This window comes from Mucilaginibacter phenanthrenivorans (assembly GCF_024721155.1).
GTDB classification, from domain to species: Bacteria; Bacteroidota; Bacteroidia; order Sphingobacteriales; family Sphingobacteriaceae; genus Mucilaginibacter; species Mucilaginibacter phenanthrenivorans.
The window spans coordinates 57,629-72,325 of sequence record NZ_JAHVAP010000011.1; the positions used below are offsets into that span (position 1 = coordinate 57,629).

A 14,697-nucleotide genomic window follows, 5' to 3' on the forward strand; every position below is an offset into this window, starting at 1 on the left:
TTTATAATGTAATATTTAATCCTAATGAAATGGTTCTTTGTTGCGGATAATAGTACCCAGCCTGGCCATCCGGAGCTTCAGGATCAACTTCATATTTCCGAAGCGGATTAATGGTCAATAAATTAGTGCCTGCAAGGTAAATCCTGGCGTTGCGGATATTCGCTTTCCCAAGCATGTTCTTTGGCAGGTTGTAACCTATGGCTAGGCTCTTTAAGCGCATATAGCTTGCCTTTTTAAAGTACAAATTATTAAACAAACTATTGGTGCTGGCTCCCGAAATACGCGGGCTTGCATCGGCCGAATTATTCTGCTCAGTCCACATATTTTTATAAAATGCATTGGAATAATTTAACCCGCCATGGTATAAAGTAACGGTGGTGTAATAGTTAAATGCTCCCTGTAAAAGCGATTGCAGGTCGAAGTTTTTGAACTTAAGGTTAATCGTAGCACCGGTTATCCATTCCGGCACGGTGCCTGTACCTATTTGCTTTTGATCTTTGTAATCTAACTTTCCATCACCATTCTCATCAACAAATTCAATATCACCCGGCCTTAATGCAGCATTGCCACCCGGATAAGTAAATTTCAGGTTATCAATTTGTTGTTGACTGGTAAATAAGCCGCTAGCCACGTAGCCAAAAGTACGATCGGTCCATTGTCCGGACAGTTGATAAAGCCTCTTTTGATCAGGATCGGTAAAATCCTGTTGCTCGTAGTGATTCCATTTTGCGCGTGTCCATGATACATTGGCACTTACCTGGTAGCTTAATTCGCCTACGCTTCCTGCGGTTCCCAAACTAAATTCAAACCCGCGGTTATTCTGGCTGTTCAGGTTTTCAGAAGGCAGCACAGCTCCGAAGGTATTTGGAAGAGATAATACCCTTGTAGCAGGAATTCCCGAAAGGGTGCGGTAAAATACCTCCGCAGTACCAAACAGCTTCCTGTTAAGGAACGAAAAATCAGCGCCAAGGTTATAAATATTTATTCGCTCCCAGGTAAGGTTAGGATTAGCCAGACCTGTTGACTGAATACCGGCTTGCGTATTATTGCCTATAAGCCATTGCCCGGCGAATTGGTAGCCGGTAAGGTATTGAAAGTCCCCTACGTTGTCGATCCCCGAACTACCGTAACTTGCCCTAAGCTTCAACTCGTCAATACTTTTTATGTTCTTGATGAAATTTTCCTGGTCCATTCGCCAACCTAGTGAAACACTTGGAAAGTATCCCCAGCGCTTGTCCGACTCGAATTTTGCAGAAGCATCTGCCCTGAGTGTTGTTTCCAGGAGATATTTATCCTTATATGAATAGTTGAACCTGCCGACATAACTCGCACGTCCCATTTCAGACGCCGAACTGTTAGCTATAGCTGTTGTCACAGAGCCTGCATATAGTTCTTCAATAGCCGGTGTTAAAAAATTATCCCGTCCGGCAAGCAAATAGTTGGTATTGTAATCGATAACTTCATAAAGGGCAAGTGCCGAAATATGATGGTCGTTGTGAAATACATGATCGTAATTCAATGAAAACTGCCCGGTTACGTTGCGCGACTGCGTTTCCTGGTAGGTTAGTTTTGCCTGTGATCCAAGCGACCCGGCCAGGGTGTAGGCTTGAGTTGAATAGTCGTAAGTATAAAAACTATAAGGTTTTGAGAAGTTTTTGTCAGTGACGTAAGTCTTGTCATAATTTACAAATGCCTTGGCACTTAATCCGTCAATAGCAGGTATTTTGTAAACGGCAATAAAAGTCCCCTTCATATTCTGGGTATTAACCTTGTCGTAACCGGCAATGTCTTCGTTTGATACGAGTGCGATACTGCCCACTCCCTGTCCGTTGGCATAAGAGTATTTCGTTGGATCAGGCAGTGTGGCGGGATAGATAGGTAAAGAGTTCCATAAATCCTGCCATAATGTATTGATACCCGCGCCCTGGCCTCGTACTGGTTGAGAGTTTGACTCGCTCACCGCCGAAAGCAGCAATTGGATAGACAAATTATTATTTACCTTGGCATCTAAATTGGATTGGAGATTATACCTGTTATAATCGCCACCATTTTTCTTCCACATGGGGTCCTGGTTCACATAGCCGAAAAACCCGAAATATTTGATTTGATCAGTTCCACCGCGTACTGATAAATTTTGCTGTGTTTGCGGAGCCCAGTTGCGTGTTGCAACTTTTTGCCAATCTGTATTTGGGTAAGCAGGATCACCGCCTGCAGAAAATTTCTGGATTTGCTCCGGCGTATATGGCGCGGGTTTCCCCTGGTTGGTATAAAACAGGTTGGTTATGTCGGCATACTGGGCCGAATTAACCGGTTTTGCCATTAGCGTATTACCTTGCAAGGTATACGATGAATTAAACGTAATATCGGGTTTTCCTTCTTTACCATGTTTGGTTGTTACCAATATAACACCGTTACCGGCGCGGGCGCCATATATCGAAGCTGCACCGTCTTTAAGGATACTTAAAGATTCGATCTGGTTTGGATCGATGTTATTAAAGTTTGATTCAACACCATCCACAATCCACAGTGCCTGGCCAAAACCACGGATGCTAATTGCAGCCTGGTCTGCCCCCGGTTGCCCGCTTGATTGCAGTGACACCAACCCGGGCAGTCTTCCAGCAAGGGTATTTATGGTACTGGCAACAGGAGCCGCCGTTAGCTCTTCTCCTTTAACCGCGGATACCGAACCGGTAAGTGTTGCTTTCTTTTGCGTGCCGTAGCCCACTACCACCACATCGTTAAGCGTTCCGGCCTGGGGAGTTAGTGCCACATTTATTGAGGTTTGCCCGGCAACCGGTATTTCCTTGCTGGCATAACCGATAAAGCTAAAAACCAGCACTGCATCGGTGTTTACACCCGAAATGGTATATTTCCCATCCGTTCCGGTTACTGTTCCCAGGGTTGTGCCTTTTACCCTAATGCTCACACCGGGCAACGGCAGACCTTTTTCATCATTAACCTGTCCAGTAACGGTGATGACAAATGGAGCTTGTATAGTGCCGGAGGTTACTTTATTTTTGCCTGTAATAATTACATTATCATTCTTCACCACATAGGTAAACGGCTGACTGGCAAAACATTCAATCAGCACTTTGGCCAATGGCTTATTTTTCACGTCGATAGTTACCGGGTTAGCCTGGTTTATCAATTGTTCATCGTAAAGAAAATGGTAGCCACTCTGGTGGCTTAAGTCTTCAAGCAACTGCTCAAATGAAACGTTCTTAACCTTCAACGTTATATTCTGTCCGTAAGTAGCTGCTGTAGCCTGCAATAATGCACACATACAAAAAACAAACGTTAGTTTCATTTTTAAGATTATATTAGGTTTAATGCAGGAAAGGGCCCTACAAAAAAATTTTGTAAAATTTTTATACATTTGAATGTTAGGTTTATTGGTAATTGATTGTTTAAAGCGATCTTTCAATTCACCTGATACAGCTCTCATTGCTGTTAAACCAGGGGCGGTGCAACGTTCCTGGTTTTATCAGATGTCATTAGGTAATTTTATTTACATATTACTTTTATCCTCCTTCCTTCAATTTTAAACTTTGCGATTCCTGTTAATTCCACATAATTCAATAGTTCAGTTATATTTTCAGAACGGGATACAGTACCACCCAAAAACTTATCATTTACGTTCCCGCTATATTCCACATCTACATTATACCATCTTGCTATCTTGTTCATAGCCGCCCTGATGTTTTGCTTTCTGAAAGAGAAGTAACCGTTTTTCCAGGCCACTGCGTCCTCAACGTTAACCTCATGAAGTATAATATTTTCCGAATTGAAATACGCAACGGCTTGTTGACCGGGCGCTAGCATTACGTGAGTGCTTTTTGAGGATAAAGAAACAGAACCCTCTAATAAGGTAGTTGCAACAGCGGGCTCATCTTTATAAGCCATTACGTTAAAATGTGTACCCAGCACTTTAATATTTGTATTTTCTGCTGTAACTGTAAATGGCGAATTTTTATTTTTAAAGATCTCGAAGTACGCTTCCCCATGTAATTCAACATGCCTTTCGCTGCCTTCAAACCTGCTTGGGTATTTCAATGACGATGCCGCGTTGAGCCACACATTACTGCCATCGGGCAGCGTTACCCTAAACTGCCCTCCCATCGGCGTAGTAATGGTATTAAATGTAATTTCGTTATCCTTCGAATCAGCAATAACCTTGTAGGAGATTTGCCCGGCTGCATTCCTTGTTATAATAGTACCTCCCTGAACAGCCAGTTTTCCGGTGGTGGTGCCGGTAAGCGCTATTTTTTTACCGTTGCCAAGTGTTAATACCGCCACGTTAGTTCCCGGAACTATTACTTCCTTTTCAGCTGGCTGCTTAGCAATTATCTTAGGATCAACAACCTGGCGGTTAATTATATAAATACCAAAAACCACAAGAATAACAGCTGCCGCAGAGCCTATTATCCAGGGTTTAAAAAAAGTGTTTTTTCTTTTTTCCTGTTCAATTTCCTTATTAAGGCGTAACAATATGCGTTCGCTTACACTTTCCCTGTCGTCGGAATACACCGCGTCATCCAGGTTTGTGCTTTTATACAAATCCAATAGTTCCTGCTTTTCGCTGTCACTAACGGAACCATCTATATATTTTTGCAGTAAATAGTTAATTCTTGGCTTATCCACGATGTAGCTAATAATTGGTTTATAACTACATGTTACCACGAAATATCCTTTACCCTATATGCTGGTTCACATTTATTTATTAGCGCTATGATAAGGTAGTTTCTGATCTTACCAGAATCCAACAGGGCAGCAAGTGTTTATAGATAACAAGAAATTAACTTCAGGAAAAGTTCAGCAGGGTTTAATTTGATAAAAACAGATTTGGGATTTAATTCAAGGAGAAGATTATGATAATGCTGCCAACAGCACTACAGCTTATAAAACTTTAAAAGCTCATTCGAAATGACCAGCAAAATACCCGTGGTTTCAAGATTATTCCTGATGATCTTCAGAGCGCGGGTTAGGTTAGCTTCAACACCTTTTTCGGAGATGTTCATTTGAGATGCAATATCAGCATTCTTCATACCCAATTGGCGGCTGTATTTGAATACCAGCCTGCATTTTTCGGGCAGATCCTCAACTATTCCATTGATGTATTCCTGTAAAAAAAGCGCATCCAATTTTTCCTCATCCAGGCTCACATCGTTGAAATCAAAATTCATTTCGGCCAGTTTAGTTCTCCGCTGTTCCTTACGGTAGTTTTTAAATACGGCGAATTTGATTTTAGTAGCAAGGAAACCACCAACATTCAGGATCTGGAGATTGTTTTTTTCCTTCCAAAGTGAAATAAAAACTTCGTGAACTATATCTTCGGCCGCACACTTATCCCTGGTATGATTCCAGGCTATTAACACCATTTTCTCCCAGTACCTTGTGTAAATTTCAGTAAATGCCGCGTGATCGCCTTCCTGTAAAAGGGTTATCAATTCCTGATCGGAAAATACATTAGAAGATATCATGCTTGTAAGGGGTAAAATTATTATACCATATTATGTTGGTTGTATTGACCTGACTATCTTATTCCTTTTTATCAAACCGCCGTTATTTCATAGAAATACTTGCGAATACCTAATTACGTAAAATGCCTATGAACATTGTTGTATCTTAAAACACAGCAAAAACCAAAAAGTGTACGACTACTACGTCCATGGTTTAATGGCTATTATAATTGGTTATAACGAAAGTATTTTTTCCATTCTGAATAACCATCCTTTACTGTCATGATGGTAAACAGGCCTCCCGCGTGGTCAATTTGATTTTTGGACACAAAATTAGTTAGATCGGAAGAAACGAAGTCTTTGTATTGGTGAGTAGCAACATAAATACAGAATTGGAGACAATAGCGATAGGAAAGTCGGGGCAATTAAAACGCAATTTCAAAGTTGTGTAATAACCCTGTATGGGTATAGGAAACTTGCCAATTATACAGCGCGCAAATATTTTTTACAATTGTTAATCCCAAACCCGTACCGTCTGATTTTTGCCCCTTTTGAAACCGTTCAAATAACAAAGATTCGTCAAGGGGTTTTGCGGCGCCGGAATTTTGAAAAATAAGTTTATCGTTAGTTAAGGTAATGGTGATTTTGCCGTTTTGTATATTGTGCCTTATGGCATTACTGAACAGGTTATTCAAAAGCACGTCGATAAGCGACCTGCTGGCAAAAATGTTCTTATCCTGCAAATCTTCAGCAACCGTAATATTCCTGGCCAATAACAACTCCTGGAACTGGCGCAGCTTTTGTGCGATCGCCGAATGCAGGTTGATCGACTCACCATCGTTTATTAAATTATTTTCAATTTTCACCAATAACAACATCGACTGGTTTAAGCGGGACAGTTTACCTGTTGCTGAATAAATATCATTGATCTGATCATAATGCTCCGGCTTTAACGATTCATCCTGGATCAGCGTATCCAGTTTAGCTGTTATCACTGCAAGAGGCGTCATCATTTCGTGCGAAGCGTTTTCGGTAAAATGCTTTAAATGCTCATAATCTTTTTTAACCCTTGCCGACATTAATTGCACTGCAGCGTTCAGCTCATTGAATTCGTCTACCTTATTGGTTTGGGTTTTGATATTTCCCGGAACCGAAATATTAAAGGTTTTCAATTCGTGCAATGTGTGGTAAAATGGCCGCCACAGACCTTTCAATACGTATTTATTGGTAATAAACAGCACGAACAGTAAAATGATGGTGAGCACCAATGTAATAAGGGTTATTACCTGGGTCAGGTCATCAATGCTTGCGTACGATTCGGTAATGATTACTTTATAGTTTTCTCCGTTTAGTTTTATAAGCGCAGCGATGGCCCGGCCATTTTCATTGGTTTTTTCGCGCGTGTTATAATAAACCGTGTCAAAAAAGCGGGTGGGGAAATCAGCAGTGGGGATTTTTGAATATTCAGTCAAACTCTCATCAAAATCTTTTTTAGGGATCTTCCCATAGCGGTTAACGTAATCTATCCGTTCGCCAATCTCTTCAGAAAGCTCGCTATCAAGCTGATTACGTGCAATTTTATGAATGGCAAAATAATATATTATTGCCGCAGCAAACAACACCAATACCGAAACGATAATGCTTGCTTTATTATAATGTGAGGAAAGCTTCATTCTGCTGAAAATTTATAGCCTATTCCATAAACCGATTTCAGGTAATCAGCGCAGCCTGCATCAATCAATTTCTTGCGAAGATTCTTGATGTGGGTATAAATAAAATCAAAGTTATCGTGCATATCCATCTCATCGCCCCACATGTGCTCAGCTATAGCGTTTTTTGAAATAACCTTGCCTTTATTGGCTATAAAATACAACAGCATATCAAACTCCTTCCTGGTAAGTACTATCCGGGTATCGTTAATATTTACCGTTCTTCCGGGCAGGTTTATTATTATTTCGTTAAATATAAGCTTATTGTTTGTGTTGAACGTTTTGCGCCGATAAGTTGCAGCTACTCTTGCCTTAAGCTCAGCGAGATGAAAGGGTTTTGTAATGTAATCGTCGGCGCCAACATTTAAGCCGTTAATTTTATCATCCAGCGAGTTTCTGGCAGATATAATCAGCACAGCTTCATTCTTATTATTCTCTCTCAGGTAATCCAAAACGGTAAAACCATCGCCGTCTGGTAAACCAATATCCAGCAAAATACAGTCGTAATTATAGCCAGATAGCTTTTCAATTGCGGTATCGAGCGTGCCGCAGCTTTCGCATACGTTTCCCTCCTCGGTAAAATAGCTGGCTATATTATCACGAAGCGTATCTTCATCTTCTACGATTAGGAGTTTCAATCGGTCTTTTTATCAAAGGTAGTCAAGAATATTGAAGCAAATCTGTAGTTATTTTCATAACTTCAGATAACTTCAGATTTGCTCCAAATTATCTAATTACTTTTAAAGCATTATCGTTAATCAATGGCCAACAGTAAAACTGCCACGTTCGTTATCCAGAAAGTTCAGCCAGGCCTGCTTGGGCTTATGGACGGTTCTGTTTCAACACTGGCTCCAATATTTGCTACTGCAGGCTTAACAGGACAGCCCATAAAGGCTTTCTATGTGGGCCTGGCTGCCTCTCTTGGCGCGGGTATCAGTATGGGCTTAGCCGAGGCGCTTTCTGACGATGGCACGGTGACAGGGCGCGGAAGCCCCATTATTCGCGGTTCAATTACCGCCTTTGCTACTGCGCTTGGCGGCATGCTGCACACGCTTCCTTTTCTAATTCAAAACCTGCACAGTGCCTTGCACCTCGCTTATATAGTAGTAATATGTGAACTATTACTGATTGCCTTTATAAGATACCGTTTTATGAAGACGCCTTTAATAAAGACTATCTTACAGGTGATTGTGGGTGGAGGAATTGTGTTTTTACTGGGCATTTATTTAGGCAACGCAACAAGTTAAAAAATTAAATATGACAAAAATTGAACCTGTCAGGATGGATGTGACCAATCCGCATAAAGTTAAAAGCTACTCCCCTGCCTTAAGATTGTGGCATTGGTTAAACATGATCATTATAAGCGGGTCGTTAATAACTGTGCTGATCAATTCGACCATAACAGATGACCATACAACTTCGGCCTTATTAAAAACCGAACTTCAAAAATCGGGCGCATCAGTAACTGACGACCAGGCGCGCTCTGCGGCGCATGCCCTTAGCGACAGCGTTTGGGATGTGCATGTTTATTTTGGTTATTGTTTAGCCGGCTTGCTGGTATTCAGGCTGATACTTGAATTTTTTCAGCTTGTTGATCAAAAATTTATACGAGGATTAAAAAGCGCCTACAAGAAGTTCAACGTCGTGAAAAAGGAACGGGAAGTTGCCCGGCACGAACTTACGGTGAAAGTTATTTATTCCATATTTTATGTATTGCTGGTAATTATGGTTTTAACCGGGTTGTTCCTGGCTTTTGAAGATGCACTTGCAGCGTACAAATCTATAAGGCATAGCGTAAAGGAGGTTCATAGTTTTTGTATGTATCTGGTGCTTGGATTTATTGTAGTGCATTTAGCCGGGGTGTTCCTCGCGGAACGAAAAAATTCAAAAGGTATAGTTTCGGATATGATAAATGGGGGAAATGAACACGCTTAAAAACTTTGCCATCACTTCCATTTGCCTGGTACTTTTCTTATATGCAAGCGCCGCAAAAGCCCAGGATAATTACGAGATTCAGGTTTATGGGTCAGAAACGGTTGAAAAGGGCCGTACCATGGTTGAGTTGCACAGCAACTATACTGCCGACGGATTTAAAGAGGGCGAAAATGGTGAATTACCAGACAATCATGTAGTTCATGAAACTATAGAGATCACTCATGGCTGGACGCCATGGTTCGAAACCGGTTTTTACATCTTCAATTCGATAGGCGACGCCGGCCGGACAGCTTATGTAGGCTCACACATCAGGCCCAGGGTCGCCGCGCCCGTTGAATGGAAATGGCCCGTTGGTGTAAGTATTTCTACCGAGTTTGGATTCCAAAAGAGCGCATTCTCCGCTAATACCTGTACGCTGGAAATAAGGCCGATAGTGGATAAAAAATGGAACAAGCTTTATGTCTCCGTAAACCCAACGCTCGACAAAAGCTTTGCCGGTCCTGATAAGGACCGGGGATTTATATTTTCACCGAATGTTAAAGGCAGCTACGATGTGAGCAAAGTTGTGGCATTGGGCCTGGAATATTATGGCAGCACGGGTCCATTTTTTCATTATGATCCCTTTCAGCAACAACAGCAGCAGTTATTTGTAGCCACCGATCTGAATTATAACGTCGATTGGGAATTTAACGGCGGCGCTGGTTATGGCTTTACCCGGGGAACGGATAAAGCTATTTTTAAAATAATTGTCGGGCGGAGATTTTAACTCTAGCGAAGGTTTAAAGCTTGAATGCTATTATTTACCGCTTATTAGCTTCGCCATAACGAAGGCTGCTCCGGCTGCAAGGGCGCCTATTACTACTACCTTTAATGCACCGCTAATTTCTGGCTGCCCGGTAAACTTGCTTTTAAAGTAACCGAAAACAAACAGGCAAATGAGCGTTACTCCGCATGAGTAGTAAAGCGCTAGCTGTGAATTATCGATCATAAAATAGGGAGACAAGGGAATAATACCGCCGACAATGTAGGAGACTCCGATAGTTATGGCACTTTTTGTTGCCCTGTTTGGCTGTGGCTTTTCAAGGCCCAGCTCATACCGCATCATAAAGTCAACCCATTTATCTTCATCCCGGGCCATTTCATCGGCAATTTGATCCTGCAGTGCGGGGGATAAGCCAAAATCAGCAAAAACTTCCTTTACTTCCATCTTTTCCTGTTCGGGTACGCGCTTTACCTCTTCGTATTCGCGTCTCAGTTCAGAGTTGTAGTGATCCAGTTCGGTGCGGCCGGCCAGGAAGCCTCCCAAGCCCATAGCTATTGAGCCAGCAACAATTTCGGCAATCCCAGCGGTTACTACCAGCGTTGATGAACTTACCGCTCCGCTTAACCCCGCTGCCAGGGCAAACGGCACAGTTAAACCGTCGGACATGCCGATAACTATATCCCTGATAGTTTCCGAACCGTTAACATGCTGTTCCTTGTGCATAAAAATAAGTGTGGTTTAATTTGTTTCCCCAATTACCAATGCATAAAGATATTTATATCTGCTTAGATAGCACTCGATTATTGTCTTTTTATATTCGGTCAATCTACTTAAATTTTAAAGCCAGCGTCACTATATCAGAGTTTAGCCCTGTTGAGCGCATATAATGGCCGTAACGCAACTCCAGCGTATTCAAATGCTGCCAGCCAAACACGCCGTTAGGCGGCGACAGGCGTAAATTTGCGCCAACAAAATTACTGTGCATGCTCGAAAGGTCGTAGTCACTGGTATAATAAACGGCAGTGGGATCGTGCTGACCGTATGGGGCAAAGTAACGCGTACCCACCTGTGTATTATAGCGGTAAAAAGGACTTACAGATACAAAGGAGCTAAATTTAATTGGCACTTCAATTTCGGCGGTATGTGCCCTTATACCCCAGTTATCCATATAGTACCGGTAAAAAGTACGGATCACAAAATGATCGTCAAGGAAATAATTGAAACGCACACCTATGGGTAGCTTATACCTACCGTCGGGCAAGTTCTCAACCCGTTCAGATCCGTCGGTAAAATAATCTCTTTGGTACTTTGTTGCCAGCAAGCCCTTCTGATATGATGGCTCAACTATAAACAAAGCCTGCAATCGTGTGCTTAACACCTGCGATAGAGAAAATGAGGCGCTAAATGAGTTTCGCGGTTTATAATCTACCGGCCGGTTATCATCATGGCCCGACCCGGATCCGTAGCCCGGCGGTCGTAACTCAACCGGCAAGATAACCTTCCATGTGTCTAAAAACGCCTGCAGCTTAAAGTCAAATTGTGTGTTTTTATCCTTTGAAACGCGGGTAAGATTAAACCCTAACCCACGTGACTGGTAGTCAAACTCGTGCGAATAAGAGCCGGTAAAACCAAATGCATTACCCGTTTTTTCGTTCGAACTTGTCCAGTTTAACGATGGGTATACCCGGGTATCCTGCCTTGATGCGGATGAAATGCTGTACGGGTCAATCTTATCTGATGATGCAGAAGTATAATGATCGATCCCCAGCTCAAACGTAAAGGTGTTTTTACGGCCGTTCCGGCCTACCTTCGACATTTGTATATCAAGCGTATTGGCAAAATCGGTTAAGTTCTCCGTGCCTATACCACCGGTTACCGCCGAGTTGTTACCGTTTTGGTGATAATAACCCGATACAAAATTTACTTCATCAAGTTTTAGCTTGCGTGTTTCGTAATTGGTTGTATCCTTAACGGGTTGTGTAGTTTGGGCGTGTGAAGAAAGAATGCCCAGGTACAGGGCTAATACCCCTAAATATATTTTTCTCATTTACAGTTGATCTGATTATTAATTACACCCGCAGCCACCGCCACTTTTACCACCATTGGCTCCCGATCCGCCTTCGCGGTAGAGTTGAAAGCTTTGTTCGAACTTTTGGGACTTGCGTGCGGAAAGTTCCATTTCTGAGTCATTCAGCCGGTTTTTCTGATAAGATTTCACCGAACTGCATGACGCCATGCTGCAAACAAGGCCGATGCTTGTAATTGAAATGATTAACAGGGGTATTTTCCTCATTGTATCAGTTTTTAATATTTATGTTATTTGAACAGTGTACCTGGTTATTATCATCTATTATAATACAAGCTATTTGTTTTAGCTGGTTGATCAGATCGAGCCCCACCTTTACCCCCATTACCATAACAGGGGTTGCCATTGCATCGGCCAGTTCAGCGCTTGGGCTTACTATACTTACGCTTTTTATCCCTGTAACTGGTAGGCCGGTTTTAGGGTCGATGGTGTGCGAATATTTCCGCCCGTTTATTATAACGTATTTTTCATAATTTCCCGATGTAGCAATAGCCATATTGCTAATATTAAGTGTGCTAAAGGGGCTAACCCTGTGATCCGGGTCGGCAATTGCGATGGTCCACGGTTTGCCATTGGGTTGTGTACCCCAGGTTACCAGGTCGCCTGCCGCATTAACTATCCCGCTTTTAACACCCATGCCCTGCAAAACGTGCCGGGCCTTATCCGCCGCATAACCCTTCCCAATGCCGCCGAAGCCAATTCTCATCCCCTGTTCCTTTAAAAATATGGTACAGGCGTCTTCGTCAAGAATTACATTATTATAGTTTATCAGCTTTACTGAATTACGGGCAACTTCAGGATCAGGTAGCGCTTTCATATTCAGATCGAAGTTCCAGAGGCTTTTGTCTATCGACCCATAGCTGATGTCAAATGCTCCCTGCGTAAGCCCTGATATTTTTATCGACCGTGCTACCAGGTCAAAAACCTCTCTGTCAACCTTTACCGGCTCAATACCAGCCTGTCGGTTAATTTCATTGGTCTGGCTATCGTCGCTAAATGTTGTCAGCAGCTTTTCAATGCGGCTAATTTCGGCAACGGCGCTATCAATACATTTGTGGGCAAAATTCTCGTCGTCGGTTACCACACTTATTTCAAAGCGGTTTCCCATTAAGCGCAGTACGCGCTTATGAACGGTAGTCCCCCCCTGCACCGCTTCAGTTTCCGGCATGTGTAAATTCGGTTATCTCCTGCACAAATTTCTCAGGCGATTCATTCGGAAAACCATCCCAATCCTTCAGCACCTTTCCATTTTCATCAATCAGCAGGGTATAGGGAAACTTGCCGTCGGGATTATATTTATCGGCAAGCTGCTCATTCAGCTTAGTTTGTTCTTTGCTCAGCAGGTTTTTCTTTTGGCGCGGGAAGTCAGCCCGAACCAGTACCAGGTGATCAGATGCAAAGCTTTCAAAAGTTGCTGTTTCCAGGATTTCCTTACGTTCCCTTATACATGGACCACACCAGTCGGACCCTGAAAAATTTACCAGGATGAGCTTATGTGTTTTGGCCGCCTCAGTTGTGGCCTCGCTAAAGTTACCAAGCCAGGTAACCGGTGAAATTAATCCTATTAAAAAAAATGCAATTAATAATTTCATATTATGGGGTATTTTTAAATTTAAGAGTAAATCCTTAACGAACTGTTTGTTAATGTTGTTTTGTAAACTGTAAGGTTATGGTTGGCAGGCGAATTTTTTACAACCCCTGCTTCTGTAAAGGCAGAACCATGATTATTACAATAAAACTGGCTGGCAGATGCCTGGTAAACCAGCGGATAGCTTTCATGTGTACAAGACTGTTGCACAGCAATGTAAGCACCGGCTGTTGTACGCCCCACTATAACACCATTTTGCGATAAATAACCACCGTTGGTTAGTAAGGCTGCATTAGCCGAAGCTGTTAGATCCAAAGTAAAATCAACACCTGTAGGCCCGGTAACGGAATTACCGGAAGAACTCGCGTCAGATCCCTTTGAGCAAGCCATACAGTTCATGATGGTAAACGCTGCAGCACTAACTCCTATTGCCGAAAGAAATTCTTTTCTGTCCATTATCACCTCCTATTTTAGCTTATCAAATATATCCAGCCCCTGTTATATAAACTCATTTGTATGGATGAGCGAAAGAGATGTATCGACAAACGGCATTCTGCCATTAACAATTCATTGTAAATTTCCAGTTACACAATAGTAGTTGGCAAATCTGTAGTTGAAATGAAATTAAAGGGGCTTTAACAAATTTTAACAGAAGATTGCATAAATATGAACATACGCGCTCAATATTTTATGCAATTGGATGTGCACGCTCGACCTGGCGGAGTATGTAAAATTATTGTCCTAACTTAGAACTATGAATACGAATAACAGCTCCCCCAACAATGCGATAACGCATGCATTTGAACAAATTGAAGTTGCATTGAATCAAAAGTTAAAACAACAAGGTTATAAAATCGTTTATCAGCAACCAGGTGATGAATCGCCTTCCAGCCGATCCATCACCTGGCTAAGTAATAAAAATGCGCTGCGTTTAACCTGGGAAGATACAGAGTACCGATTCACCTTAGCGTTTGCTGCCACTTTGCCCCTATCTCCAGAAACCGCATGGGACGTTATTATAACTGCACCCTACAACCCCGGCAAGCATGACGAACATTATATTGTGACTATTGCGACTGAGTTTGTGGATAGGCTGAGATCAGTATAATTGTTGCTTTTAATTTATCTACAACGGTAAGCTAACATTACGGGGTAAT

General features: G+C 42.2%; 15 protein-coding genes. 4 read left to right on the forward strand and 11 right to left on the reverse strand.

Translation table 11 applies throughout. The features are described from left to right. Nucleotide 1 precedes the first annotated feature (1 nt). The 5 genes from KXD93_RS23690 to KXD93_RS23710 all read right to left on the reverse strand — a co-directional run bounded on the left by KXD93_RS23690 (nt 2) and on the right by KXD93_RS23710 (nt 7,806). Nucleotides 2-3,307: a TonB-dependent receptor gene (locus tag KXD93_RS23690; protein WP_258139875.1), complete on the reverse strand. Its 3,306-nt coding sequence runs from the start codon at nt 3,305-3,307 to the stop codon at nt 2-4. A 197-nt stretch (nt 3,308-3,504) separates the two neighbouring features. Next, entirely contained in the window at nt 3,505-4,641 is a 1,137-nt protein-coding gene (locus KXD93_RS23695; protein WP_258139876.1) for a FecR family protein, read from the reverse strand. A gap of 248 nt (nt 4,642-4,889) precedes the next feature. Next, the gene (locus KXD93_RS23700; RefSeq protein WP_258139877.1) at nt 4,890-5,480 is read right to left on the reverse strand and encodes an RNA polymerase sigma factor; all 591 of its coding nucleotides are present in this window, start codon (nt 5,478-5,480) and stop codon (nt 4,890-4,892) included. Between the two features lie 404 nt (nt 5,481-5,884). Further along, nucleotides 5,885-7,132, reverse strand: a complete 1,248-nt coding sequence (locus tag KXD93_RS23705; RefSeq protein WP_258139878.1) for a sensor histidine kinase — start codon at nt 7,130-7,132, stop codon at nt 5,885-5,887. Then, a complete protein-coding gene (locus KXD93_RS23710; protein ID WP_258139879.1) occupies nt 7,129-7,806 on the reverse strand; it encodes a response regulator transcription factor in 678 nt (225 codons plus the stop codon). Before KXD93_RS23710 ends, KXD93_RS23705 begins: the two co-directional genes overlap by 4 nt. 123 nt (nt 7,807-7,929) lie before the next feature. Between KXD93_RS23710 and KXD93_RS23715 the strand changes: the two genes are divergently transcribed. Genes KXD93_RS23715 through KXD93_RS23725 form a run of 3 tightly spaced genes read left to right on the forward strand, consistent with a single transcriptional unit; the run spans nt 7,930 to nt 9,869 of the window. Continuing rightward, on the forward strand, nt 7,930-8,415 hold the full coding sequence (locus KXD93_RS23715; RefSeq protein ID WP_258139881.1) for a VIT1/CCC1 transporter family protein: 486 nt from the start codon (nt 7,930-7,932) through the stop codon (nt 8,413-8,415). A 10-nt stretch (nt 8,416-8,425) separates the two neighbouring features. Then, complete coding sequence (locus tag KXD93_RS23720) at nt 8,426-9,103, forward strand: cytochrome b/b6 domain-containing protein (protein ID WP_258139882.1); 678 nt, start codon at nt 8,426-8,428, stop codon at nt 9,101-9,103. Beyond that, on the forward strand, nt 9,090-9,869 hold the full coding sequence (locus KXD93_RS23725; RefSeq protein WP_258139883.1) for a hypothetical protein: 780 nt from the start codon (nt 9,090-9,092) through the stop codon (nt 9,867-9,869). Before KXD93_RS23720 ends, KXD93_RS23725 begins: the two co-directional genes overlap by 14 nt. Before the next feature lie 30 nt (nt 9,870-9,899). Here KXD93_RS23725 and KXD93_RS23730 read toward each other — a convergent pair whose 3' ends face one another. From KXD93_RS23730 to KXD93_RS23755, 6 genes are all read right to left on the reverse strand, one after another. Next, a complete protein-coding gene (locus KXD93_RS23730) occupies nt 9,900-10,589 on the reverse strand; it encodes a VIT1/CCC1 transporter family protein (protein WP_258139884.1) in 690 nt (229 codons plus the stop codon). A gap of 103 nt (nt 10,590-10,692) precedes the next feature. Then, nucleotides 10,693-11,913 (reverse strand): DUF3570 domain-containing protein, encoded by a 1,221-nt coding sequence (locus KXD93_RS23735; protein ID WP_258139885.1) that lies wholly within the window; start codon nt 11,911-11,913, stop codon nt 10,693-10,695. 18 nt (nt 11,914-11,931) lie between these two features. Then, nucleotides 11,932-12,159, reverse strand: coding sequence for a DUF4266 domain-containing protein (locus tag KXD93_RS23740; protein ID WP_258139886.1), 228 nt, complete (start codon nt 12,157-12,159; stop codon nt 11,932-11,934). A gap of 4 nt (nt 12,160-12,163) precedes the next feature. After that, nucleotides 12,164-13,120 carry an FAD:protein FMN transferase gene (locus KXD93_RS23745; RefSeq protein WP_258139887.1) on the reverse strand — a complete coding sequence of 319 codons (957 nt, stop codon included), beginning with the start codon at nt 13,118-13,120 and terminating at the stop codon, nt 12,164-12,166. After that, nucleotides 13,107-13,544, reverse strand: a complete 438-nt coding sequence (locus KXD93_RS23750) for a thioredoxin family protein (RefSeq protein ID WP_258139888.1) — start codon at nt 13,542-13,544, stop codon at nt 13,107-13,109. The genes KXD93_RS23745 and KXD93_RS23750 overlap by 14 nt, the downstream gene beginning before the upstream one ends. 20 nt (nt 13,545-13,564) lie before the next feature. After that, nucleotides 13,565-13,996 (reverse strand): QcrA and Rieske domain-containing protein, encoded by a 432-nt coding sequence (locus KXD93_RS23755; protein ID WP_258139889.1) that lies wholly within the window; start codon nt 13,994-13,996, stop codon nt 13,565-13,567. A gap of 298 nt (nt 13,997-14,294) precedes the next feature. On the opposite strand from KXD93_RS23755, the gene KXD93_RS23760 reads away from it, so the two are divergent. Beyond that, nucleotides 14,295-14,648 (forward strand): hypothetical protein, encoded by a 354-nt coding sequence (locus KXD93_RS23760; protein ID WP_258139890.1) that lies wholly within the window; start codon nt 14,295-14,297, stop codon nt 14,646-14,648. Nucleotides 14,649-14,697 lie beyond the last annotated feature (49 nt).